We start from the raw sequence: 23,864 nt of genomic DNA on the forward strand, positions 1-23,864 counted from the left end.
GGAGCTGCCGCAGGCTGCGATCTTTTGATCCTGCTCTTTAAAGGCAAAAGATCGCAGCCTGCGGCAACTCCTACAGGGATCAGCTGTGCAGGCGCACCCACACCGAGACCAATACGCTGGCGGCGATCAACCACGCGACAACCGCCACCGCCAGTGACGCCTCCAGGCGCATCCGGTCAATCATCACGTACAGCGTCGCCAGATAGATGAAGTACGGAATGATCGACCACATGCCAAACACGATGGTCGCCTTCAGATCATTGATCGAACGGCTGTTGCCAACGATGTAATGGGCGATCAGGGCGAAGGTCGGAAACAGCGGCACCAGTCCGGCGATGTAATAGTTTCGGGTCTTCGACAGCGCGGCGAGAATCACCACCACTGCCGCACCAAGGGCGGCTTTGAGAATCAGATCCATCAGTGGCTCAACCCGTACTTTTTCACTTTGTCGAACAGCGTGGTCTTGGCCATGCCCAGTTCCAGGCTGGCCTGGGTCAGGTTGCCACCACTGCGTTGCAAGGCATCGTTGAGCAGGTTGCGCTCGAAGGCTTCCACCGCTTCGGCGAACGCCAGCCCCTGACCGCCGCTGCTGGCGCCGGACTTCTTGAACGCCGGCAGGCCGAGGGCAAAGCGCTCGGCGACGTTACGCAGTTCGCGCACGTTGCCCGGCCAGTCGTGGCTCATCAGGTTCGACAGGGTCTGGTTGTCCAGCTCGGGCAATACCCGGTCGAAACGCAGCGCCGACTGCTGGGTGAAGTGTTCGAACAGTTGCAGAATGTCTTCGCGACGTTCGCGCAGCGGTGGCAGTTCCAGCGTCACCACGTTGAGGCGGTAGTACAAGTCGCTGCGAAACTCGCCGGCCTTGCTCGCGTCGTCGAGGTCGGATTTGGTCGCGGCAATCACCCGGCAATCCACCGCCACGCTCTGGTTCGAACCGAGGCGCTCGAGGGTGCGTTCCTGCAACACCCGCAGCAGTTTGATCTGCAAGGGCAGGGGCATGCTTTCCACTTCATCGAGGAACAGCGTGCCGCCGTCAGCGTGTTCGATCTTGCCGATGCGCCGTTTGCCGGCGCCGGTGAAGGCGTTGGCCTCGTGACCGAAGATCTCGCTTTCGAAGAGGTTTTCCGGCAGACCGCCGCAGTTCAGCGCAACGAACTGTTTGGCATGCCGGCGACTGAAGTCGTGCAGGCAACGGGCGACCAGTTCCTTGCCGGTGCCGGTCTCGCCTTCGATCAGCACGTTGGCCGAGGTGTCGGCGACGTTGGCGATCAGCTCGCGCAGGTTCTGCATGGCTGGCGAGCGCCCGATGATCCGACCTTCGAGGGAGTCGCGTTCGGCCAGTTGCCGCCGCAGCGAAGACACTTCCCGGGCCAGGCTGCGTTGCTCCAGTGCACGGCGGGCGACGTCCACCAGTCGCTCCGGGGAGAACGGTTTTTCCATGAAGTCGTAGGCGCCTTTCTGCATCGCGCCGACCGCCATCGAGATGTCGCCGTGGCCGGTGATCAGCACCACCGGCAGGCTGCGGTCGCGTTGCTTGAGGCGGGTCAGCAGTTCGAGGCCATCGATGCCGGGCAGGCGAATGTCGCTGATGACGATGCCGGCAAAGTTGTCGCCGACCCGCTCCAGCGCTTCTTCGGCACTGCCGACGCCGATGCAGGGAATGTCTTCCAGGGTCAGCGCCTGCTGGCAGCCGAGCAGCACATGGGGGTCGTCTTCGACGATCAGCACACTAAGGTCGTGGTTCATATTGGCTCGGCAGAATCAGGGCTTACCAACGGTAAACTGAGGACGAAGGTGGTGCCACCGCTGGCCGGGTGTTCGACACCCAGGTGCCCGCCGGTGGCGGCGGCGAGGCTGGCGGAGAGGGTCAGGCCGAGGCCCAGACCCTGCTCGCCGGGTTTGGTGGTGAAAAACGGCTCGAACAGATGCTTGCGCGCTTCGGCGTCGACGCCGTGGCCATTGTCGCGCACCCGCAGGCGGTATTTGCCGTTGAACGTTTCGCCTTCCAGCCACAGCTGCGGCAAGGGTTGCGCCTGCATGGCGTCGAGGGCGTTGCCGATCAGGTTGACCAGAATCTGTTCGAGGCGGGTCTGGTCGATCTGCACCTGAACGTCGCTGAACTGCCGGTGCAGTTGCAGCGCCATGCTGTCCACCCGCGCCCCGAGCAATTGCAGCGCAGCATCCACCGCTTTGCCGAGACTGGCCTGACCCTTGTCGTCGCCGCGCCGGGCGAACGAACGCAGGCTTGCGGTGATCCGGCCCATGCGGTCGATCAGGTCGTTGATGGTCTTGAGGTTGGTGCTGGCGACGTCGAGCTGTCCACGCTCAAGAAAGCGAATGGTGTTGCCGGACAGGGTGCGCATCGCCGCCAGCGGCTGATTCAGTTCGTGGGCGATGCTGGTGGACATCTGGCCGATGGCCGCGAGCTTGCCGGCCTGCACCAGCTCGTCCTGGGCGCGGCGCAGGGTCTCTTCGGCCTGGCGTCGTTCGCGGATCTGACTCTTCAGCCGTTCGTTGCTGGCGCGCAGGTCGCCGGTGCGTTCGGTAATCCGACGCTCGAGTTGGTTGTTGGCTTCCTGCAAGGCTTCGCGGGCGGCGAGGCGGGTGGCGATGACCTTGCGCCGCTCGTTCCAGGCGATCAGCAGGAACGCCACCAGGGCGAAGGCCACGGCCACCAGAATGCCCTGATTGATCGCTTCACGACGCAAGTCCTGCAACGGCGTGAGCAGGGTGAAATTCCATGGCGTATCGCTCAGCGGCCGGGTCTGCGCCAGATAGCTGATGCTGTCGTCATCGGCGCTCAGTTCACTGTTGGCCGGGAAGGTCAGTTTCTCCACACCGTCGGCCAGGGTTTCGCGGGCCAGCGGTTGCAGTTCGTTGAGCGGGAACCAGTAGTACTGCAGGCTGCGCGCGAGTTTCTCTTTGGTTTCATCACTCAGTGGAACTACCGATTTGAGGCGTCGCGCCGGATCGCTGGAAAGAATGATGATGCCGTTCTCGTCGCTGACGAAGGCCTCCAGGCGGGCGCGCTGCCAGCGTTCCTCCAGGGCTTCGAGGCGCACCTTGACCACGGCGACGCCGATGATCTTGCCGTGTTCTTCCAGACCGTGAGCGAGGTAGTAACCGGGCTCGCCGCTGGTGCTGCCGATGCCGTAGAAACGTCCGGGCTCGCCGCGTACGGCTTTCTGGAAGTAGGCGCGAAAGGACAGGTCTTCGCCGAGGTAACTGTCGACGTCGCGCCAGTTGCTGGTGGCCATCACGCGGCCGGTGGTGTCCATCACGTAGATGGCCCGACTGCGGCTGCGCCGGTTCAGGCCTTCAAGGTAAGCATTGACCGTTTGCCGGTGCTCCGGAGTCGGGTCGGCCAGCAGTTGCGGGACACTGGTTTCCAGTTCCAGCAGGCTGGGCAGGTAGGTGTATTTGCTGATCTCGCTTTCGACGGTGCGCGCGTGCAGTTCGAGCTGACGCTGGCCGTTTTCGCTGAGGCTGCGGATGCCGAAATGTTCACTGGTCCAGAAGCCGATGTAACCCAGTCCGATCATCAGGATGATGATCAGCGGCGGCAGGAACAGATGGCGAATCAGACGGGGCTTCACGGCAAGTGATGGCGGCGCTGCGCGATAGAGATTGGGGTCGCATTTCATCACAGTTGCCTTGGGTCAACCAGCGCTGCCGCGGACGACGCACTGGTTTGGTCGAGCCTGGAACCTGTGGCGAGGGAGCTTGCTCCCGCTCGGCTGCGAAGCAGTCGTAAATCCATTCAATGCGGTGTTTCAGATAGATCGCATTGGCAGGTTTTGGGGCCGCTGCGCGACCCAGCGGGAGCAAGCTCCCTCGCCACAAGGGCAAATCGGTGTTGCTTTTAGTGCTGCAGGATTTTCTCGAGGAAATGCTGCGCGCGTTCGGAGCGGGCGCTGATGTCGCCGAAGAATTCCTCTTTCGGGCAGTCTTCGATGATCTTGCCGGCGTCCATGAAGATCACCCGGTCAGCCACTTTGCGGGCGAAGCCCATTTCGTGGGTCACGCACATCATGGTCATGCCCTCGTGGGCCAGTTGCACCATCACGTCGAGCACTTCGTTGACCATTTCCGGATCGAGCGCCGAGGTCGGTTCGTCGAACAGCATGACGATCGGGTCCATCGCCAGCGCACGGGCAATCGCCACACGCTGCTGCTGACCGCCGGACAGTTGTCCCGGATGCTTGTGGGCGTGCGCCGACAGACCGACGCGCTCGAGCAGTTGCAGACCTTTCTTGGTCGCTTCTTCCTTGCTGCGGCCCAGCACCTTGATCTGCGCGATGGTCAGGTTCTCGGTGATGGTCAGGTGCGGGAACAGCTCGAAATGCTGGAACACCATACCGACGCGCGAGCGCAGTTTCGGCAGGTTGGTCTTGGAGTCGGCAATCGAGGTACCGTCGACGACGATGTCGCCTTTCTGGAACGGCTCCAGCGCGTTGACACACTTGATCAGGGTCGACTTGCCCGAACCCGACGGGCCGCAGACCACGATCACTTCGCCTTTCTTGACCTCGGTGCTGCAATCAGTCAGCACCTGGAAGTCGCCATACCACTTGTTGATGTTTTTGATAGAGATCATACGGCGAACCTTTTTTGCAGACGCTTGACCAGCAGCGAGGCGGAAAAGCTGATGATGAAGTAGACGACACCGGCGAAGATCAGGAACTCGTTGGAACGACCGATGATGTCGCCGCTGGAACGGGCGGAGTTGAGGAAGTCCACCAGGCCCACGGTGTAGACCAGCGAGGTGTCCTGGAACAGGATGATCGACTGTTGCAGCAGCAACGGGGTCATCTTGCGGAACGCCTGGGGCAGGATGATCAGACGCATGGTCTGGCCATAGGTCATGCCCATCGCTTGCGCTGCGGCCATCTGGCCTTTGGGGATCGACTGCACGCCGGCCCGGACGATCTCGCAGAAGTACGCGGCTTCGAACATCATGAAGGCCACGACGCAGGAGGTGAACGCGCCGATCGGGGTGTCTTCGCCGGTGATCCAGCGCAGCACGAACGGCACCGCCAGGTAGAACCAGGTGATCACCAGCAGCAGCGGGATCGAGCGGAAGTAGTTCACGTAGGCGCCGGCGACCCGCGACAGCAGTTTGCTCGACGACAGGCGCATCAGCGCGAGGATGGTCCCCAGCACGATGCCGCCGATCACACCCATGACCATCAGCTGCAGGGTCATGACCATGCCGTTCCACAGGCCCGGGATCGCGGGGATGATGCCGCTGAAATCGAAGTCCATTATTTACCCCCCACGGAGATCAGGCCGGGCACTGCGACTTTCTTCTCGACCATGCGCATCAGCAACATCAGGCTCATGTTCAGGGTGAAGTAGATCAACGTGGCCAGGGTGAACGCTTCAAACAGGTTGGCCGAGAACTCGGCGGTCTGCTTGGTTTGCGCCAGCAGTTCCATCAGGCCGATCAAGGACGCCACGGAGGAGTTCTTGAAGACGTTGAGGAATTCCGAGGTCAGCGGCGGAATGATGATGCGGTAGGCCTGGGGCAGCAGCACGTTCCAGTAGATCTGCGGCAACTTGAAGCCCATGGCGCGGGCGGCGGATTCCTGACCGCGTGGCAGCGCCTGGATACCGGTGCGCACTTGCTCGCAGACCCGGGCGGCGGTGAACAGGCCCAGGCACACGACCACGCTCAGGTAGGCCGAGGTGGTCGGGTTCAGATCCTGCTTGTACCAGTCCTGCAGGTTCTGCGGCAGCAGGTCGGGCACCAGGAAGTACCAGATGAACAGCTGCACCAGCAGCGGCACGTTGCGAAACAGTTCGACGTAGCAGGTCGCGATGCCCGATACGAGGCGGTTCGGCACCGTGCGCATGACCCCCAGAATGGAGCCCAGCAGCAAGGCGATGATCCATGCCACGATGGCGATGGCAATGGTCCAGCCCAGGCCGGCGATGTACCAGTCGAGATAAGTCTCGCTGCCCACGCCGGTGGACTTGAAGAACACGCCCCAGTCCCAGTTGTAATTCATTAGGGTCTCCCCTCGAAATCGATCGATGTACAAGCACCCGCTTGGGGAAGATCCTTTCCCGTCCGACGTTGAACGCCGGGCACACGCGATCGGCTCGAAAACCGCCAGGTCGAGTGTTCCACTGTAAAACCAGCAGGTAACAGACGCCTGAGGGAGGGTGGCTCCCTCAGGGGATAAGGTTAGTCAGGAATCAGATTTTTACGTCAGGCGCCGGCTTGTCGCTCGGGTTGGCGATCAGTTCCTTGACCTTGTCGCTCATCGGGAAGTTGAGGTTCAGGCCCTTTGGCGGAATCGCGGTTTCGAACCACTTCTTGTAGATCTCGTTGATCTTGCCGGATTTGAACAGGCCGACAATGGCGTCATCCACTGCCTTCTTGAAGGCCGGGTCGTCCTTGCGAACCATGCACGCGTAGGCTTCGAAGGATTGTGGAGTACCGGTGATGACCCAGTCGTCCGGCTTCTTGGCCTTGGCTTCTTCGCCGGCCAGCAGGGCGTCGTCCATCATGAAGGCAACGGCGCGGCCGCTTTCCAGCATGTTGAAGGATTCACCGTGGTCCTTGGCGGAGATGATGTTCATGCCCATCTGCTTGTCGGCGTTCATCGCTTTGATGATGCGCTCGGACGTGGTGCCAGCGGTGGTCACGACGTTTTTGCCTTTGAGGTCGGCAAAGTCAGCGTAGGACGGCTTGCCATCCTTGTCTTTCTTGACCAGCAGACGGGTGCCGATTTCGAAGATGTTGACGGTGAAGTCGACTTGCTGGGCGCGCTCGGCGTTGTTGGTGGTCGAACCGCACTCGATATCCGCGGTGCCGTTCTGGATCAGCGGGATACGGGTCTGCGAGGTCACCAGGTTATATTTGACCTGCAGGTCTGGCTTGTTCAGGTCTTTTTTCAGGGCTTCAACGATGGCCACTTGAATGTCGTGGGAGTAGCCCACTGGCTTGCCGGAAGCATCCGCGATGTAGGAAAACGGGATGGAGCTGTCGCGGTGAGCGAGGGTGATGGTGCCGGAATCGTTGATTTTCTTCAGGGTGCCGGTGAGTTCGGCGGCGAAAACTGGTGTGCTGATCAGAGCGACAGCAATGGCTGCGCCCAGGATATGGGGAACGATGCGCATCAAATTTTCCTCGAATTGTTTTTTTTATGGAGCCAGTTCGTCGGCCCTTTTGTGCTTCGAATGCCTGACGGCTCCTGAAGTGTTGGCACGGCAGGCATTCGTCGAGAGAGTGTAGAGCATGAGTCGTGCCAGAGCAGTCGATAGTGGCTAATGGCTTGATTTATAAGGTGATTAAAGCTTTATGTCGGTGTTTTTGGCTGGAACTGATCCGGTTATCCGAATTGACCGCCAAGTCGCGTTCGGAAAACCGAACGATCAAAAGCCCCTCACCCTAGCCCTCTCCCAGAGGGAGAGGGGACTGAACGCGGCGACTGGGCGAGATGCACCGATTTGAGATACCGAGTCGAACTCAGAATTTGAACCTCATGAAGATCGGCTCCCTTCCCCCTCTACCCCCTGGGGGAGAGGGTTGGGGTGAGGGGGAAACGATCAAACTGACACAATCAAATTTTGCAGAGCCCACAAAACAAAAAGCCCCTGAATCTCTCAATTCAGGGGCTTTCGTCTAAGCAATGTTCAAATCACGCCGCTTCGATTTTGCGGTTCTGCTCGACCTTGTCCAGATACGCCGCCAGTTTCTCCTGCTCGGCCGGGGTGGTGAACAGGCCCAGTTTGCTGCGGCGCCACAGGATGTCGTGGGCGGTGGTGGCCCATTCTTCGCTGCACAGGTAATCGACCTCCCGAGTGTAGAGCCCGCCACCAATGTGTTCGCCCATGTCGTTCAGGGACTCGACGCCCTCGAGCATGCGCCAGGTGCGACTACCGTAGGTGGTGGCCCAGCGGCGGGCGATCTCGGTCGGGACGAAGTCGAACTTGTCGCGAATCTGCGCGCTCAAGGCTTGCGGGGTGGTCATGTCTTCGCCGCCGGGCAGGGTCGCGGTGGCGGTCCAGCTCGGGCGCATCTGGGTGAAGTACGGCATCAACTGGGCCATCGCCGACTCGGCGAGTTTGCGGTAGGTGGTCAGCTTGCCGCCGAACACCGACAGCAGCGGCGCTTCTTCGCCGCCACCGGACAAGGCCAGGGTGTAATCGCGGGTCACGGCCGACGGATTGTCGGACTCGTCGTTGCACAGCGGACGGACGCCCGAGTAGCTGTGCTGGATGTCATCGCGGCTGATCTGCTTCTTGAAGTGGGCGTTGACCACTTTCAGCAGGTAATCGGTTTCGCCGTCGGTGATTGCCACTTTCGCCGGGTCGCCGGTGTATTCGCGGTCGGTGGTGCCGATCAGGGTGAAGTGATTCAGGTACGGAATGGTGAAAACAATGCGCTGATCTTCGTTTTGCAGGATGTGCGCATGATCGCCTTCGTACAGTTTTGGCACGATGATGTGGCTGCCCTGAATCAGGCGGATGCCGTACGGCGATTCCATCTTCAAGTCGTCACGGATGAACTTGGCGACCCACGGACCGGCGGCGTTCACCAGCGCCTTGGCGGTGATCGAAAACAGGCTGCCGTCAGCGCGCTCCAGGCTCAGGTGCCACAGGCCCTTGGCGCGGCGGGCGCTGACGCAACGCGTCTGGGTGTGCACGTGGGCGCCCTTTTCCCGGGCGGCCATGGCGTTCAGCACGACGAGGCGGGCGTCATCGACCCAGCAATCGGAGTATTCGAAGCCTTTGGTGATTTCGCTCTTCAGCGCGCTGTCGGCGCCGAATTTCAGGCTTTTCGAACCTCGCAGCTTTTCGCGCTTGCCGAGGTTGTCATAGAGAAACAGGCCGGCGCGAATCATCCACGCCGGACGCAGGTGCGGACGGTGCGGCAGCACGAAACGCATCGGCTTGACGATGTGCGGCGCCTTGGCCAGCAGCACTTCGCGCTCGGCCAGTGCTTCACGCACCAGTCGGAATTCGTAATGTTCGAGGTAGCGCAGGCCACCGTGGATCAGTTTGCTGCTGGCCGACGAGGTGTGGCTGGCCAGGTCATCTTTTTCGCAAAGGAACACCGACAGACCGCGACCGGCGGCATCCGCTGCGATCCCCACGCCATTGATCCCGCCGCCAATCACGGCAACATCGTAGATCTCGGAGATAGGGGGCGTACGCAAGGTAGAGGTGGACATCGGCTGGCCTCGGGCTCTTTTGATTTTCTGTCTTGGAAATCGAACATAAATGTTCATTTGCGAAAATGGTAGCCCATAAAGCCGCGCGCAGCCAGTCGCCTTCGATTGAAAAAACTCATCGAAGGGCGGCCAAAAGAAAATTTTCGAACATTATCAAGGCGCAGATGATCTTTGTGGCGAGGGAGCTTGCTCCCGCTCGGCGGCGGAGCCGTCGTACATCCGATGCGCAGGAAGTGGCTGGAGGCACTGGATTATATGGTTTTGGGGCCGCTTCGCAGCCCAGCGGGAGCAAGCTCCCTCGCCACAGGGGAGCTGCGCCAAGTGGGGGTTAAACGACTTCCAGACGAATCTTGTGCTGGCTCAGCAACTGCGCCAGCGCCGGCACCGGCTGCTGATCCGTCACCAGGCAATCGATCAGGCTGATCGGACCGAGGCGAATCATCGCGTTACGCCCGAACTTGCTAGAGTCCGCCGCCAGGATCACCTGCCGCGCATTGGCGATGATCGCCTGGGAAACCCGCACTTCCTGATAATCGAAGTCCAGCAGGCTGCCGTCTTCGTCGATGCCACTGATGCCCACCAGCGCGAAATCGACCTTGAACTGATTGATGAAATCCACACTCGCCTGACCCACCACACCGCCGTCACGACGCACATTGCCGCCGGTCAGCAGCACATCGAAATCATCCTTGGCGCTGAGCATCGAGGCGACGTTCAGGTTGTTGGTGATGATTTTCAGGTGACTATGGTTGAGCAGGGCGCGGGCAATCGATTCGGTGGTGGTGCCGATGTTGATGAACAGCGAGGCGTGATCGGGGATCTGCGCAGCGATGGCTTCGCCGATGCGTTGTTTTTCGTCGCGCATCTGGTCGGCGCGCATCGCGTAGGCGGTGTTTTCGACGCTGGAATCATAGGCCGCGCCGCCATGGTAGCGACGCAACAGATTGGCCTCCGCGAGCTGATTGATGTCGCGGCGGATGGTTTGCGGGGTAACAACGAACAGCGTCGCCATTTCCTCGATGCTCACATAGCCGCGTTCGCGGACCAGCTCGAGGATTTGCTGCTGACGGGGAGGCAGATTCATGGGGCTTCCTTTGGGCTGCCGTGCAAAATTTGCCCATGATGCCGCAGGAATCCGCTCCCGACCAGTTAGTTGCCTATCAGTCTCTGAAGGTTGGCTTATTCAGCGTCTTCACGCGCCCAGTCACGGGTGCGGCTGACGGCTTTTTTCCAGCCTTTGTACAGTTTCTCTTTCTCGACTTCTTCCAGACTCGGTTCGAATTCGCGTTCGATCACAGCCTTGCCGCGCAGTTCTTCCAGGCTACCCCAGAATCCGCACGCCAGACCGGCCAGATACGCCGCACCGAGAGCCGTGGTTTCGCGCATTTGCGGGCGCTCGACCTGGGTGCCGAGGATGTCGGCCTGGAATTGCATCAGGAAGTTGTTGGCGACCGCGCCGCCGTCCACGCGCAGGGCCTTGAGGCGTTCGCCGGAGTCCTGTTGCATGGCGTCGAGTACGTCGCGGGTCTGGTAGGCGATCGATTCCAGCGCGGCACGGATGATGTGATCCACGCGCACGCCGCGGGTCAGACCGAACAGTGCGCCACGGGCATACGGGTCCCAGTAAGGGGCGCCCAGACCGGTGAAGGCCGGCACCAGGTAAACGCCGTTGCTGTCCTTCACTTTATTGGCGAAGTATTCGGTGTCGTGGGCGTCGTTGATGATTTTCAGCTCATCGCGCAGCCACTGCACGGTCGAACCACCGTTGAACACTGCGCCTTCCAGGGCGTAAGCCACTTCGCCACGCGGGCCGCAAGCGATGGTGGTGAGCATGCCGTGTTGCGATTTCACCGCTTTGTCGCCGGTGTTCATCAGCAGGAAGCAGCCGGTGCCGTAAGTGTTTTTCGCCTGGCCTGGCTCGACGCACATCTGGCCGAACAACGCCGCCTGCTGGTCACCGGCGATACCGCCGATGGCGATGCCGCTCTTGGTACGACCGTAGATTTCCGACGACGCTTTGACTTCCGGGAGCATCTCGCGCGGGATATCGAGGATTTCCAGCATCTTCGAATCCCATTCCAGCGAATGGATGTTGAAGAGCATGGTGCGCGAGGCGTTGGTGTAGTCGGTGACGTGCACCTTGCCGCCGGTGAATTTCCAGATCAGCCAGCTATCGACGGTGCCGAACAGCAGTTCGCCGTTGCGCGCACGCTCGCGGCTGCCTTCGACGTTGTCGAGGATCCACTTCAGCTTGGTGCCGGAGAAATACGGGTCGGTGACCAGACCGGTGTTATCGCGGATGTAGTCTTCGTGGCCATCGCGCTTGAGCTGCTGGCAGATCTCGGTGCTGCGGCGGCACTGCCAGACGATGGCGTTGTACACCGGGCGGCCGGTGGTCTTGTCCCAGACCACGGTGGTTTCACGCTGGTTGGTGATGCCGATGGCGGCGACCTGATCGTGATGCAGACCGGCCTGGGCCAGTGCTTCGACCATCACCGCGCTCTGGGTCGCAAAGATTTCCATTGGATCGTGTTCGACCCAACCGGCTTGCGGGTAGTGCTGGGCGAATTCGCGCTGGGCGGTGCAGACCACGTTCGCGTCGCGGTCGAAAATGATCGCGCGGGAGCTGGTCGTACCCTGATCAAGGGCAATGATGTAGTTCTTGTTCTGAATGTCGGTCATGTCGATTGCCTTGGACGAAATAAGGGAGAGTGGGCCGTGGCGCAGGCTCTAAAAGGGCAGGACCCCGCGCCGACTGTTTCAAGAAGTTCTTGGTTTGCCGTCAATGGCCGGTTCTGCATCCTTTGTAGCAGGTGTGGCGCCGGTCAGGTGACGGGCGATGAGCCCGCGATACCCGGCAGCGCCGAGGCAGGCACCGACAATCGGTGCAAAAATCGGAATCAGGAAGTACGGAATATCGCGGCCGCCAGTGAAGGAAATTTCACCCCAGCCGGCGAAGAAAGTCATCAGTTTCGGACCGAAGTCACGCGCCGGGTTCATCGCAAAACCGGTCAGCGGGCCCATCGAGCTGCCGATCACGGCAATCAGCAAACCGATCAGCAGCGGGGCCATCGGGCCTTTCGGCAGACCGTTGTTGTCGTCGGTCAGGGCCATGATCACACCCATCAGGATCGCGGTGATGATCATCTCGACAAGGAATGCCTGGGCGGTGGACAGCACTGGGTTCGGGAAAGTGGAGAACACCGACGCCAGTTCCAGGCTCGCAGTCGAACCACGAACCATTTGGTGAGTTTGTTCGTAATCGAAGAACAGGTTGCTGTACAGCGTGTACACCAACAGCGCGCCGCAGAAGGCGCCGGCGATCTGCGACAGGATATAGAACGGCAGTTTGCGCTTCTCGAAGTCAGCAAAAATGCTCAGGGCAATGCTGACAGCGGGGTTCAGATGCGCGCCGGAAACCCCGGCGGTGAGGTAGATCGCCATGCTCACGCCGACGCCCCAGATGATGCTGATTTCCCACAGGCCGAAGCTGGCGCCCGCGACCTTGAGCGCGGCGACACACCCGGTACCGAAAAAGATCAGCAATGCAGTACCCAGAAATTCGGCTAGGCATTGGCCCGATAGCGATGGTTGCGGTAAAGCAGTTGTCATTGAAAACCTCGATTTTTGTTGTTGTCTGGCGCATTTGCCGTCAGGGCAAGGCGCGATTTTCCCCGGGGCAGGATCCCCATCCTGTTCCCGGTTTACTGCTGGGTGCTGCGGTGACGATAATTCTTACATTATTCAGATTCGAAAAAATATAGACAAGAAACAAACCTGTCAAAGGTCGAAAGTGAACCATCGGTCACAATTAAACTATCAGCCTGCTGAATGATCCTGCGGAGGACTGCGGCGATAGCCCGGTGATTCGTCTGCAACGCCCGGAAACCGGAGCCTGCGCTAGAGCCTTTTGCGATGTGATAGCCTAGAATCCAGCGCAGGATTTTTCTGTTGATACCGAGCCTGGAGCTGCCATGACCCCTGCGTTGGACTTGTTGAAAAAAGTTCGTGCCGAACATCGCGTGCACAGTTACGAACATGACCCCAAGGCCGCGTCCTATGGGCTGGAGGCCGCAGAGAAACTGGCGCTGGAGCCGGCGCAGGTGTTCAAGACGCTGCTCGCAGCCAGCGAAAAAGGTGAATTGCTGGTGGCGGTGGTGCCTGTCGTCGGAAGCCTTGATCTCAAGGGCCTGGCCCATGCGGCAGGAGTGAAGAAAGTCGAAATGGCTGACCCGGCCGCGGCACAGCGCTCCACCGGTTATCTGTTGGGCGGTATCAGTCCGCTGGGGCAGAAGAAGCGTCTGCGCACCTTCATCGATAATTCGGCTCAGGGCTTTGCGACTATTTATGTCAGTGCCGGCCGACGTGGCCTGGAAGTCGAACTGGCGCCCGCGGTACTGGCCGAGCACACCCAGGCCAAATTTGCCGACATCGGCCGCGCGTAACGCTGATGTCTGTATGCAGAAAATTGGCCGGTTCTGTCACTGGCGCTGAGCCGATCCGGGCGGCATGCTTCGCCGACTGACTCAGGGAGAAAGTTATGCAGCTCGAGTTTTATCAGGTGGACGCGTTCAGTGACCGGCCGTTCAGTGGCAACCCGGCCATGGTGTATCGGCTCGACGCATGGCTTGCGGATGAGCTGATGCAAAAGATCGCCGCCGAACACAATCTGGCAGAAACCGCGTTTGTGGTGCGCGAAGGCGCGGCGTGGCACATCCGCTGGTTCACCCCGACCACCGAGGTGCCGTTGTGTGGGCACGCCACACTGGCCAGTGCCTATGTATTGTTCGAGATCTACAAGGAAAATGCCGAGCGGCTGGATTTCACCTGCAAGTCCGGGCCGTTGAGTGTCAGCCGCGAGGGTGATCGTCTGTGGCTGGACTTCCCGTCGATTGTGCCTTCAGAGATTGGCGTGACGCTGGATGTCGAGCGTGCGCTAGGTGTCGAGGCTGTAGATGTGCTCGGTTCCAACGAATTGTTTGTGGTGCTGGAGTCGGAGCAGGCAGTGCTCGACTGCACGCCGGACATGGTTGCACTGGCGAAACTGCCATGGCTCGGCGCCATTGTGACCGCGCGCGGCAATCAGCACGATTTCGTCTCGCGCTACTTCGCCCCGGCGATCGGCATCAATGAAGATCCGGTCACTGGATCGACGCATTGCAGCTTGATTCCGTATTGGTCGAAACGTCTGGGCAAATCCAGTCTGACCGCGTGCCAGCGCTCGGCGCGGGGCGGGGAGTTGTTCTGTCGGCTGGAGGGGGAGCGGGTCAAGATTGGCGGGAATGCGACGCTGGTGGCCAGCGGCACGTTGATCCTCGGTTAAAAGCTAAAAGATCGCAGCCTTCGGCAGCTCCTACAGGGATTGATGTAGGAGCTGCCGCAGGCTGCGATCTTTTGATCTTTAAACTGCGGTGCTGTAGCGGCGGACGCCGTTTTCCACCGCCGGGATTTGTGCGGCGGTGCTGCCGGAGGCCTGGAACAGAACCAGATGTTCGGCGGCGACGCGAATCCCCACCTCCGCACCCACCTGATGGTCGGCATGGCTCGGGAAGATCGATTCCAGCTGCGCACCGGTCGGCAGTTGCAGGCGATACAGGGTCGAGGCGCCAAGGAACGTCTTGCCAACGATCCGCGCTTTCAACCCGCTGTCCGGCGCATAAACGATGTCATCCGGACGCAGCAGTACATCCACCGCACCACCCACCGGCCAGGTGTAGGCCCGGTTGCCGCGCAGTTCACCGAGCTCGGTTTGCACCGACTCCGGGCTGCCGAGCTGGCCGCGGATGAAATAACCCTGACCGATGAAGCTGGCAACAAACGGCGTGGCCGGCTCGTGGTAGAGGTTGTACGGCGTATCCCACTGCTCCAGCCGACCTTCCTTGAACACGCCAACGTGATCACTGACGGCGAAGGCTTCTTCCTGATCGTGGGTCACCAGAATCGCACTGGTGCCGCGGGCCTTGAGGATGTCGCGCACTTCGTGGCTGAGCTTGCGGCGCAGTTCGCCATCGAGGTTGGAGAACGGTTCGTCGAGCAGCAGCAACTGCGGTTCCGGCGCCAAAGCGCGGGCGAGGGCGACACGCTGTTGCTGGCCGCCGGAGAGCTCGTGCGGGAAGCGTTTGCCGAGATTCTTCAGGTTGACCAGTTCCAGCAGCTCTTCGGTGACGCGCTCCTTGTTCGGGTGCTTGCGGATGCCGAAGGCGATGTTGTCCGCGACGCTCAGGTGCGGGAACAGCGCGTAGTCCTGAAACACCATGCCGATCCGGCGTTTCTCCGGCGCCAGGGTGAAACCGGCGCTTGAGATGGTCTCGCCGCCGAGGGTGATTTCGCCTTCGTGCACCGGTTCGAAACCGGCGATGGCGCGCAGGGTGGTGGTCTTGCCGCAGCCGGACGAGCCGAGCAGGCAGCCGATGTCACCGGCGTTGAGGTGCAGATTGAGGTTCTGCACCACACGTTGATCTTGATAGCCGCAAGCAAGGTTGCGCAGGTTCAGCAGTAATTCATGGCTCATGCGTGGTGATATGCCGGTTCGACGAGGAACTCGAGCAGGGCCTTCTGTGCGTGGAGACGGTTTTCTGCCTGATCCCAGGCGACGGAACGCGGGTCATCAAGCAGGTCGAGGCTGATTTCTTCACCGCGGTGCGCCGGCAGGCAGTGCATGAACAGCACATCTTCGGCCGCCAGATCGAGCAGGGCGCGGTTCACCTGAAACGGAGCGAACAACTTCAGGCGCTTGGCAGTTTCCTCTTCCTGACCCATAGAAGTCCAGACATCGGTGCTCACCAGATGCGCACCGCGCACGGCGTCTTGCGGATCACGGACGATGGTCACGCGATCGCCTGCACGTGCGACGAATTCAGGGTTGGGCTCATAGCCTTGCGGGCAGGCAACGCGCAACTGGAAGTCGAACTGGATTGCCGCTTCTATATAGCTGTTGCACATGTTGTTGCCGTCGCCGATCCACGCCACGGTCTTGCCCTGGATCGAGCCACGGTGCTCAAGGAAGGTCTGCATGTCGGCCAGCAACTGGCACGGGTGCAGGTCATCGGACAGGCCGTTGATCACCGGCACGCGTGAGTTGGCAGCGAATTCGGTCAGGGTGCTGTGGGCAAAGGTACGGATCATCACCGCGTCGAGCATGCTCGACATGACGATGGCGCAGTCACCGATCGGCTCGCCACGGCCCAGTTGGGTGTCACGTGGCGAGAGGAAGATCGCCTGGCCACCGAGCTGGATCATGCCGGCCTCGAAGGAGATCCGGGTACGGGTCGAGGATTTCTCGAAGATCATCCCCAGGACGCGGTTTTTCAGCGGCTCGAACAGTACGCCGCGGTTACGCAGGTCCTTGAGCTCAACGCCTCGACGGATCACGCTGACCAGCTCTTCGGGCGTGCAATCCATCAGGGAGAGAAAGTGCCTTGCGCTCATCATTGACTACCTTTTTGCTACAGACCGCAGATGCTCAAAGCCTTGTTTAACGGAACAACGGGCGAGACCTGCGGCGTAAGCCGCACGGGGCGACGAAATAGGGGGAGGCGCGATATTGACACTAAATGTCGCGTTTTTCCAATAGGCTACGGTTTTTGCAGAAATGCGCCGGGGAAAACAGTGCGAACACTGTGATTTCCGGTCAGTTTTCGAGAGGCCAGCGAGGCATTTGTACACTGGCCCCATCGGGCTTGGCAATCAGGCGCGGCGGGGATGGCACAGCTCTGGTCGGTTTGTGACCCGAGAGCCACCGGTTCGCTTGGTCGGATGCGCAGGTTGAAACATTTGCTAAAGCAAAGTGCTGGGTTATAAATAAATCACGAGCGACGCAGGAAGCCTCCGCATGGAATCGAAAGAAAAACTGTTAATGGAACTGCTGGGCCACACGGCACGCTCATTGACCCACCTCACCGCCTCGATGACCTCGATGTCCTTCGAACTGCTGCGCAGTGAAGATGACGTGGTCAAGGCCGCCAGTCGGCAGATGATCGACCGCATGGCGACCATCAGCGCCGGGCTCGACGAGCATTGGCGACTGATCGGCGAACTCACCGGCGTCCACGTCGCCCACGAGCAGATCGAGACCATCCAGGAAATCCAGCTGGCCGCGCCGCCCCAGCTTCCGGCGAACTGACGCGTCTATCGGCCGGCCTGATGGCCGCCGATTCACAAGACGAACGTCGCTGGCGCTGCACCGGGTCGCGGGCCATAGTTTTGTTCCCGCAGGCGTGATTGCCTGCCCAGAACAAGACAGAGACTGGCCATGACCAAGACTCTCCATCACCGTGCCTGCCACCTGTGCGAAGCCATCTGCGGTCTGACCATCGAGACCACTGAAACCGATGGCAATGTCGCGATCACCTCGATCAAGGGTGACGCGCTCGACACGTTCAGTCGTGGGCACATCTGCCCCAAGGCCGTGGCCCTGCAAGACATTCAGAACGATCCCGACCGCCTGCGCCAGCCGATGCGGCGGGTCGGCAGCGAATGGCTGCCGATCGAGTGGGATGAGGCTTTTGCGCTGGTGGCCGAACGTCTGGCGGCGATTCAGCAGCGTCACGGGCAGAACGCGGTGGCGGTCTATCAGGGCAACCCGAGCGTGCACAACTACGGGCTGATGACCCACAGCAATTATTTCCTCGGCCTGCTGAAGACGCGCAACCGCTTCTCGGCGACTTCGGTCGATCAGTTGCCGCATCACCTGAGCAGTTACCTGATGTACGGCCACGGTTTGCTGTTGCCGATTCCGGACATCGATCACACCGATTTCATGCTGATCCTCGGCGGTAATCCGCTGGCGTCGAACGGCAGCATCATGACCGTGCCGGATGTCGAGAAGCGTCTGAAAGCGATTCAGGCGCGCGGCGGCAAAGTGGTGGTGGTCGATCCCCGGCGCAGCGAAACCGCAGCCATCGCCGATCAGCATCTGTTCGTGCGGCCCGGTGGCGACGCGGCGTTGTTGTTCGGGGTGCTCAACACTTTGTTCAGCGAAGGCCTGACCCGTGACAGTCACTTGCCGGTTGATGGTCTCGATGAAGTGCGCGCAGTTGTCGCCACGTTCACTGCCGAAGCCATGAGCCCGCTGTGCGCCGTTCCCGCTGAACAGATCCGCCAACTGGCCCGGGACTTCGCCGCCGCGCCGAGTGCGGTCTGCTACGGCCGGATGGGCGTTTCCACTCAGGCCTTCGGCACGCTGTGCCATTGGGTCGTGCAGTTGATCAATCTGGTGACTGGCAATCTTGATCGCGTCGGCGGTGCCTTGTGCACCGAGCCGGCGGTGGATCTGGTGGCATCGACCTCGGGCGGGCATTTCAACAAATGGCAGAGCCGCGTGTCCGGGCGGCCCGAGTACGGCGGCGAACTGCCGGTGTCGGCGCTGGCTGAAGAGATGCTCACCGAAGGTGAAGGGCAGATTCGCGCGCTGATCACCGTCGCCGGCAATCCGGTGTTGTCGACGCCGAACGGCCGGCAACTGGAGCAGGCGCTGGACGGTCTGGAGTTCATGGTCAGCATCGACCTGTACATCAACGAAACCACGCGCTACGCCGACTTGATCCTGCCATCGACCTCGGCGCTGGAGAACGATCACTACGACACCACGTTCAACCTGTTCGCGGTGCGCAACGTCACTCGCTTCAACCGGGCGATTCTCGCCAAACCCGAGGGCGCGTTGCATGACTGGGAGATCTTTGTCGGCCTGGCCAAGGCCTTTGCCGAGAAGACCGGCAAGGAGCTGAAACCGACCATGGCGCCGGCGAAGATGATCGACATGGGCCTGCGCATGGGGCTGTACGGAGACGCGTCCGAGCAAAAGCTGTCATTGGCGACGTTGTTCGATCATCCACACGGGATTGATCTTGGGGCGTTGAAACCGAATCTTGCAGCTCGCCTCAAAACGCCAGATCAACGGGTGCAGGCTGCGCCGCCGGAAATTCTTGCTGATCTCGCACGCTTTGCGGCCCTGCAGGCGCCGGCCGCCGATGAACTGCTGATGATTGGTCGTCGGCATGTGCGCAGTAACAATTCCTGGATGCACAATTATCATCGTCTGGTGAAGGGCAAGCCACGTCATCAACTGCTGATGCACCCGGATGACCTCGCCAGCCGTGGACTCAACGATGGTCAGTTAGTTCGCGTCAGCTCGCGGGTAGGGCAGATCGAGGTCGAAGTGCTCGGCAGTCTGGACATGATGAAAGGCGTGGTTAGCCTGCCGCACGGCTGGGGGCATGCGCGGCCAGGTGTGCAAATGGCAATCGCCAGTGGGCAGCCAGGTTCGAGTGCTAATGATCTGACCGATGAGTGTCAGCTTGATGAACTGTCGGGCAACGCGGCGCTCAATGGCGTGCCGGTGACCGTGGCAGCGGCCTGAACGAGACCGTCGGGGAGACCGAGCATGGCGCTCGGGATTCCGTTACAATGCGTCACCGTGCCGACCCATGAGTCGGAAAGTTCAGCCGAGGTGCTCCATGGATATCATCGAAACGATTAAAGAGCAGATTGCCAACAACACCATTCTGCTTTACATGAAAGGCTCGCCGAATGCCCCGCAGTGTGGCTTCTCCGCGAAAGCTGCGCAGGCTGTGATGGGCTGTGGCGAGAAGTTCGCCTACGTCGACATCCTGCAGAACCCGGAAATCCGCGCCAACCTGCCGAAGTACGCCAACTGGCCGACTTTCCCGCAACTGTGGGTCGGTGGTGAGCTGGTCGGCGGTAGCGACATCATGGCTGAAATGTTCGCCAATGGTGAGCTGCAGACTCTGGTCAAGGAAGCATCGGCCAAGGCTGCTGCGGCCAAGTCCGAAGCCTGATCCGGCGTTCACTCGGCACAGGCTTCTGCTGTAGGAGCTGTCGAGTGAAACGAGGCTGCGATCTTTTGATCTTCAGCCAATAAAAAGCCCCGCACCTCATAAGAGGGCGGGGCTTTTTAGTGCGTTGGAAAAGTTAACGCGGGTTACCGGCGCAATCGAAAAAGATCGCAGCCTGCGGCAGCTCCTACTCTTCGCCCATCTGCGATTGCAGGTAGTTCTCGAGACCGACTTTATCGATCAGGCCCAGTTGGGTTTCCAGCCAGTCGATATGCTCTTCTTCGGATTCGAGAATGTCTTCGAGCAGTTCACGGCTGCCAAAGTCGCCAACCGATTCGCAATGGGCGATGGCGGCTTTCAGGTCGGCGTGGCCGGTCTTCTCGATCCGCAGGTCGCACTCGAGCATTTCCCGGGTGTGCTCGCCAATGTGCAGCTTGCCCAGATCCTGCACGTTCGGCAGGCCTTCAAGGAACAGGATGCGCTTGATCAGCTTGTCCGCGTGCTTCATCTCGTCGATGGATTCGTGGTACTCGTGCTTGCCCAGCTTGTTCAGGCCCCAATCTTCATACATGCGCGCATGCAGGAAGTACTGATTGATCGCGACCAGTTCATTGGCAAGGATCTTGTTGAGATGCTGGATGACTGTAATGTCGCCTTTCATGATGGGAGTCCTGCCCTGTAATAGCTGTATATAAGGCGGAGTTTGAGCTTGGTATTTATAAGTGTCAAACCTAAGTTATTGAATAATAAATGAAATTAAATCTGAATAAGAATGTTTGTGTTCCGCGTCTAGCGTCTAACCGATTGATTTGCGGGCATAAAAAAACCGGACATAAGTCCGGTTCTTCGAAATGGGGGGCAATTACGCGGCAGTAAATTCTACCGGATAGGGGATTGCGGCCTGAGCGGTTTGCAGCTTGGTCAGGGTTTCGCGCACCACTTCCTTGGCAAGGCAGGCACATTTGCCGCATTGACTGGCGACGCCGGTGGCCTGGCGGACTTCTTTGTAGCTGCAGCAACCTTCATAGATCGCTTCGCGGATCTGTCCGTCGGTGACGCCAGTGCAGAGACAAACATACATAAGTGAGAACCGTCGCTGGTTGTGACTCAATTGCGATGGATCTTAATGTTAACGAGAATGATTGTCAAAGTGCTTTCTGAATGGTTTTCGATCGGAAGGCGGGTCACTGACGAACGGTGATTACTGGCGAATTGCCTGGCCCCGAAAATGCTGCCTGGTTATCCGCTTTGGGTAAAAAACCGTTAAGGACAGGCGAAAAACGCAGTGTATGATGGTCGGCCCTTGCGAAGAGGGTTCGTGTCACAGGGCTGTCGCCTCAGGGTGGCAGGCTGGCCCGGACCCTGAACTTCAAGTTATTCACCAGGAGATATCCATGAGCGTACTCGTAGGCAAACAAGCCCCAGACTTCACCGTCCCGGCCGTACTCGGCAATGGCGAGATCGTTGACAGCTTCACCCTGTCCTCGGCCATCAAAGGCAAATACGGCCTGGTGTTCTTCTACCCACTGGACTTCACCTTCGTCTGCCCGTCCGAGCTGATCGCTCTGGACAACCGCATGGCTGACTTCAAGGCGCGCAACGTGGAAGTGGTCGCCGTGTCGATCGACTCGCACTTCACCCACAACGCCTGGCGCAACACCCCGGTCAACAACGGCGGCATCGGCCAGGTGAAATACACCATGGCTGCCGACATGAAGCACGAAATCGCCAAGGCCTACGACGTTGAGTCCGAAGGCGGCGTGGCTTTCCGTGGTGCGTTCCTGATCGACGACAAGGGCGTTGTCCGCTCGCAGATCATCAACGACCTGCCGCTGGGCCGTAACATGGAAGAGCTGATCCGTCTGGTCGACGCGCTGCAATTCCACGAAGAGCACGGCGAAGTCTGCCCTGCCAACTGGAAAAAAGGCGACAAAGGCATGAACGCTTCGCCAGAAGGCGTTGCGGCTTACCTGACCGAGAACGCTGCTGCCCTGTAAGGCGCAACGTCGCGGTACAAAAAAACCGGCCCATGTGGCCGGTTTTTTCATGCACGGGATTTGTCCGACGAGGATCAGTCGTCGAAGTCTTCCCAGCCGCCCATCTGTTTCCAGCGGTTGACGATGCCGCAGAACAGCTCGGCGGTCTTCTCGGTGTCGTAACGCGCCGAATGCGCTTCACGGCCGTCGAAATCGATATCGGCTGCCTGACAGGCCTTGGCCAGAACGGTTTGACCGTAAGCCAGACCGGCCAGTGTCGCGGTGTCGAAGCTGGAGAACGGGTGGAACGGGTTGCGCTTCATGTCCAGACGCGCAACCGCGGCATTCAGAAAACCGAGGTCGAAGCTGCTGTTGTGGCCGACCAGGATCGCGCGCTTGCAGCCGTTGGCCTTCAGCGCCTTGCGGATGCCACGGAAGATGTCGGTCAGCGCGGTTTCTTCGCTGACGGCCATGCGCAGCGGATGATCGAGCTTGATCCCGGTGAACTCCAGTGCCGCCGCTTCGATGTTGGCGCCTTCGAACGGCTCGACGCGGAAGAAGTAGGTGTGATCCGGATAGACGAATCCCTTTTCATCCATGGCGATGGTAGTCGCGGCAATCTCCAGCAAAGCGTCGGTGGCCGAGTTGAAGCCACCGGTCTCTACATCGACGACAACCGGCAGGTAACCGCGAAAACGTGCTGCCATCGGGTGACGGGAACCGCCGCCGCCTTGACCGTCCAGTTCGTCGTCGAAATGGTCTTCACTCACGCGTGTTCCTCCAGCAGGCGCCAGCGCAGTTTTTCACCGGCGCGCAGCGGGATAACGTTCAGCTCGCCGAATGGCAGGCTGGTCGGGGCGGTCCATTCTTCACGAACCAGGGTGATGCGATCGGTGTTGGCTGGCAAGCCGTAGAAACGCGGACCGTTGAGGCTGGCGAACGCTTCGAGCTTGTCCAGCGCATTGCGCTGTTCAAAGGCTTCGGCATACAGCTCGATGGCGGCGTACGCGGTGTAGCAGCCGGCGCAGCCGCAGGCGGCTTCCTTGGCGTGCTGGGCGTGCGGCGCCGAGTCGGTACCGAGGAAGAACTTCGCGCTGCCGCTGGTGGCGGCGTCAAGCAGGGCTTCCTGATGGGTATTGCGCTTGAGGATCGGCAGGCAGTAGAAGTGCGGCCGAATCCCGCCGACCAGCATGTGGTTGCGGTTGTACAGCAGGTGGTGCGCGGTGATGGTCGCGCCGACGTTGGCCGAAGCCTCGTTGACGAACTGCACGGCGTCGCCGGTGGTGATGTGTTCGAATACCACTTTGAGCGTCGGGAAACGCTCGACCACACGGCGCATGTGCTCATCGATGAAAATCTTTTCGCGGTCGAAAACGTCGACATCGCCACGGGTGACCTCGCCGTGGATCAGCAGCGGCATGCCGACTTCGGCCATGGCCTCCAGCGCCGGGAAGATTTTGTCGATGCTGGTGACTCCGGAATCGGAGTTGGTGGTGGCGCCGGCCGGGTACAATTTAGCGGCGTGCACGAAACCGCTGGCCTTGGCCTCACGAATTTCTTCGGGCTGGGTGCGGTCGGTGAGGTACAGCACCATCAGCGGTTCGAAGCGACTGCCGGCCGGGCGGGCAGCGAGAATCCGCTGGCGGTAGCCGTCGGCTTCAGCGGCGTTGCGCACCGGTGGTACCAGGTTGGGCATGATGATGGCGCGGCCAAAGGTGCGCGCCACATCGGCAACGGTATTGGTCAACACGGCACCATCGCGAAGATGAATGTGCCAGTCGTCGGGACGCAGCAGGGTCAGGCGGTCGGACATGAGGGGATTCCAGGCGGGTCAAACTGAGGGGAATGCTACCGGAAAAGACTCTTGCAGGCACTCGCTATCAAGTTTTGCAGGATCCTTCCGATATCCC

Annotated in this window: 23 protein-coding genes; 6 read left to right on the forward strand and 17 right to left on the reverse strand. The window is 60.2% G+C overall.

Annotated features, from left to right (window positions below; translation table 11 throughout):
* Window positions 1–79: 79 nt before the first annotated feature.
* The 11 genes from ACU680_RS01225 to ACU680_RS01275 all read right to left on the reverse strand — a co-directional run bounded on the left by ACU680_RS01225 (window position 80) and on the right by ACU680_RS01275 (window position 12,797).
* Window positions 80–409, reverse strand: a complete 330-nt coding sequence (locus ACU680_RS01225; RefSeq protein ID WP_448178713.1) for a GlpM family protein — start codon at window positions 407–409, stop codon at window positions 80–82.
* An 8-nt stretch (window positions 410–417) separates the two neighbouring features.
* The gene (gene aauR, locus ACU680_RS01230) at window positions 418–1,746 is read right to left on the reverse strand and encodes a two-component response regulator AauR (protein WP_448178441.1); all 1,329 of its coding nucleotides are present in this window, start codon (window positions 1,744–1,746) and stop codon (window positions 418–420) included.
* The gene (aauS, locus tag ACU680_RS01235) at window positions 1,743–3,644 is read right to left on the reverse strand and encodes a two-component sensor histidine kinase AauS (RefSeq protein WP_448178442.1); all 1,902 of its coding nucleotides are present in this window, start codon (window positions 3,642–3,644) and stop codon (window positions 1,743–1,745) included. Before aauS ends, aauR begins: the two co-directional genes overlap by 4 nt.
* Window positions 3,645–3,862: 218 nt before the next feature.
* On the reverse strand, window positions 3,863–4,597 hold the full coding sequence (locus tag ACU680_RS01240; protein ID WP_007963947.1) for an amino acid ABC transporter ATP-binding protein: 735 nt from the start codon (window positions 4,595–4,597) through the stop codon (window positions 3,863–3,865).
* Window positions 4,594–5,265 carry an amino acid ABC transporter permease gene (locus ACU680_RS01245; protein WP_007963949.1) on the reverse strand — a complete coding sequence of 224 codons (672 nt, stop codon included), beginning with the start codon at window positions 5,263–5,265 and terminating at the stop codon, window positions 4,594–4,596. Before ACU680_RS01245 ends, ACU680_RS01240 begins: the two co-directional genes overlap by 4 nt.
* A complete protein-coding gene (locus ACU680_RS01250; protein WP_027612077.1) occupies window positions 5,265–6,011 on the reverse strand; it encodes an amino acid ABC transporter permease in 747 nt (248 codons plus the stop codon). The genes ACU680_RS01245 and ACU680_RS01250 overlap by 1 nt, the downstream gene beginning before the upstream one ends.
* A 190-nt stretch (window positions 6,012–6,201) precedes the next feature.
* Window positions 6,202–7,128, reverse strand: coding sequence for a glutamate/aspartate ABC transporter substrate-binding protein (locus ACU680_RS01255; protein ID WP_448178443.1), 927 nt, complete (start codon window positions 7,126–7,128; stop codon window positions 6,202–6,204).
* A 521-nt stretch (window positions 7,129–7,649) separates the two neighbouring features.
* The gene (gene glpD / locus ACU680_RS01260) at window positions 7,650–9,185 is read right to left on the reverse strand and encodes a glycerol-3-phosphate dehydrogenase (RefSeq protein WP_448178444.1); all 1,536 of its coding nucleotides are present in this window, start codon (window positions 9,183–9,185) and stop codon (window positions 7,650–7,652) included.
* A gap of 328 nt (window positions 9,186–9,513) precedes the next feature.
* On the reverse strand, window positions 9,514–10,269 hold the full coding sequence (locus tag ACU680_RS01265) for a DeoR/GlpR family transcriptional regulator (protein WP_007963957.1): 756 nt from the start codon (window positions 10,267–10,269) through the stop codon (window positions 9,514–9,516).
* A gap of 95 nt (window positions 10,270–10,364) precedes the next feature.
* Window positions 10,365–11,867, reverse strand: coding sequence for a glycerol kinase GlpK (glpK, locus tag ACU680_RS01270; RefSeq protein WP_367085592.1), 1,503 nt, complete (start codon window positions 11,865–11,867; stop codon window positions 10,365–10,367).
* Between the two features lie 78 nt (window positions 11,868–11,945).
* Window positions 11,946–12,797, reverse strand: a complete 852-nt coding sequence (locus ACU680_RS01275; RefSeq protein ID WP_007963961.1) for an MIP/aquaporin family protein — start codon at window positions 12,795–12,797, stop codon at window positions 11,946–11,948.
* A 362-nt stretch (window positions 12,798–13,159) separates the two neighbouring features.
* On the opposite strand from ACU680_RS01275, the gene ybaK reads away from it, so the two are divergent.
* Window positions 13,160–13,630 carry a Cys-tRNA(Pro) deacylase gene (gene ybaK / locus ACU680_RS01280; RefSeq protein WP_003227741.1) on the forward strand — a complete coding sequence of 157 codons (471 nt, stop codon included), beginning with the start codon at window positions 13,160–13,162 and terminating at the stop codon, window positions 13,628–13,630.
* Between the two features lie 95 nt (window positions 13,631–13,725).
* A complete protein-coding gene (locus tag ACU680_RS01285; protein ID WP_007963965.1) occupies window positions 13,726–14,508 on the forward strand; it encodes a PhzF family phenazine biosynthesis protein in 783 nt (260 codons plus the stop codon).
* A 78-nt stretch (window positions 14,509–14,586) separates the two neighbouring features.
* Here ACU680_RS01285 and ACU680_RS01290 read toward each other — a convergent pair whose 3' ends face one another.
* Window positions 14,587–15,696: an ABC transporter ATP-binding protein gene (locus ACU680_RS01290; RefSeq protein WP_329696641.1), complete on the reverse strand. Its 1,110-nt coding sequence runs from the start codon at window positions 15,694–15,696 to the stop codon at window positions 14,587–14,589.
* Window positions 15,693–16,613 (reverse strand): ornithine carbamoyltransferase, encoded by a 921-nt coding sequence (gene argF, locus ACU680_RS01295; protein WP_095136949.1) that lies wholly within the window; start codon window positions 16,611–16,613, stop codon window positions 15,693–15,695. Before argF ends, ACU680_RS01290 begins: the two co-directional genes overlap by 4 nt.
* 403 nt (window positions 16,614–17,016) lie before the next feature.
* On the opposite strand from argF, the gene plzR reads away from it, so the two are divergent.
* The 3 genes from plzR to grxD all read left to right on the forward strand — a co-directional run bounded on the left by plzR (window position 17,017) and on the right by grxD (window position 19,981).
* Window positions 17,017–17,307: a PlzR type 4 pili assembly inhibitor gene (plzR, locus tag ACU680_RS01300; protein ID WP_007963969.1), complete on the forward strand. Its 291-nt coding sequence runs from the start codon at window positions 17,017–17,019 to the stop codon at window positions 17,305–17,307.
* A gap of 129 nt (window positions 17,308–17,436) precedes the next feature.
* Entirely contained in the window at window positions 17,437–19,542 is a 2,106-nt protein-coding gene (locus ACU680_RS01305; RefSeq protein WP_448178445.1) for a molybdopterin oxidoreductase family protein, read from the forward strand.
* A 97-nt stretch (window positions 19,543–19,639) separates the two neighbouring features.
* On the forward strand, window positions 19,640–19,981 hold the full coding sequence (gene grxD / locus ACU680_RS01310) for a Grx4 family monothiol glutaredoxin (RefSeq protein ID WP_003227729.1): 342 nt from the start codon (window positions 19,640–19,642) through the stop codon (window positions 19,979–19,981).
* Between the two features lie 184 nt (window positions 19,982–20,165).
* Here grxD and bfr read toward each other — a convergent pair whose 3' ends face one another.
* Together bfr and ACU680_RS01320 are read right to left on the reverse strand one after the other, a co-directional pair.
* Window positions 20,166–20,639, reverse strand: coding sequence for a bacterioferritin (bfr, locus tag ACU680_RS01315; protein WP_007963971.1), 474 nt, complete (start codon window positions 20,637–20,639; stop codon window positions 20,166–20,168).
* Between the two features lie 201 nt (window positions 20,640–20,840).
* On the reverse strand, window positions 20,841–21,059 hold the full coding sequence (locus ACU680_RS01320) for a bacterioferritin-associated ferredoxin (RefSeq protein WP_003227725.1): 219 nt from the start codon (window positions 21,057–21,059) through the stop codon (window positions 20,841–20,843).
* 313 nt (window positions 21,060–21,372) lie between these two features.
* Between ACU680_RS01320 and ACU680_RS01325 the strand changes: the two genes are divergently transcribed.
* Window positions 21,373–21,975, forward strand: coding sequence for a peroxiredoxin (locus ACU680_RS01325; protein WP_007963972.1), 603 nt, complete (start codon window positions 21,373–21,375; stop codon window positions 21,973–21,975).
* 74 nt (window positions 21,976–22,049) lie between these two features.
* Here the strand turns inward: ACU680_RS01325 and rnt are convergent, their stop codons facing one another.
* Window positions 22,050–22,724, reverse strand: a complete 675-nt coding sequence (gene rnt / locus ACU680_RS01330; protein WP_095136951.1) for a ribonuclease T — start codon at window positions 22,722–22,724, stop codon at window positions 22,050–22,052.
* Window positions 22,721–23,767 carry a dihydroorotase gene (gene pyrC / locus ACU680_RS01335; RefSeq protein ID WP_047296199.1) on the reverse strand — a complete coding sequence of 349 codons (1,047 nt, stop codon included), beginning with the start codon at window positions 23,765–23,767 and terminating at the stop codon, window positions 22,721–22,723. The genes rnt and pyrC overlap by 4 nt, the downstream gene beginning before the upstream one ends.
* Between the last annotated feature and the right edge of the window lie 97 nt (window positions 23,768–23,864).

Source organism: Pseudomonas sp. LF020, assembly GCF_053456425.1.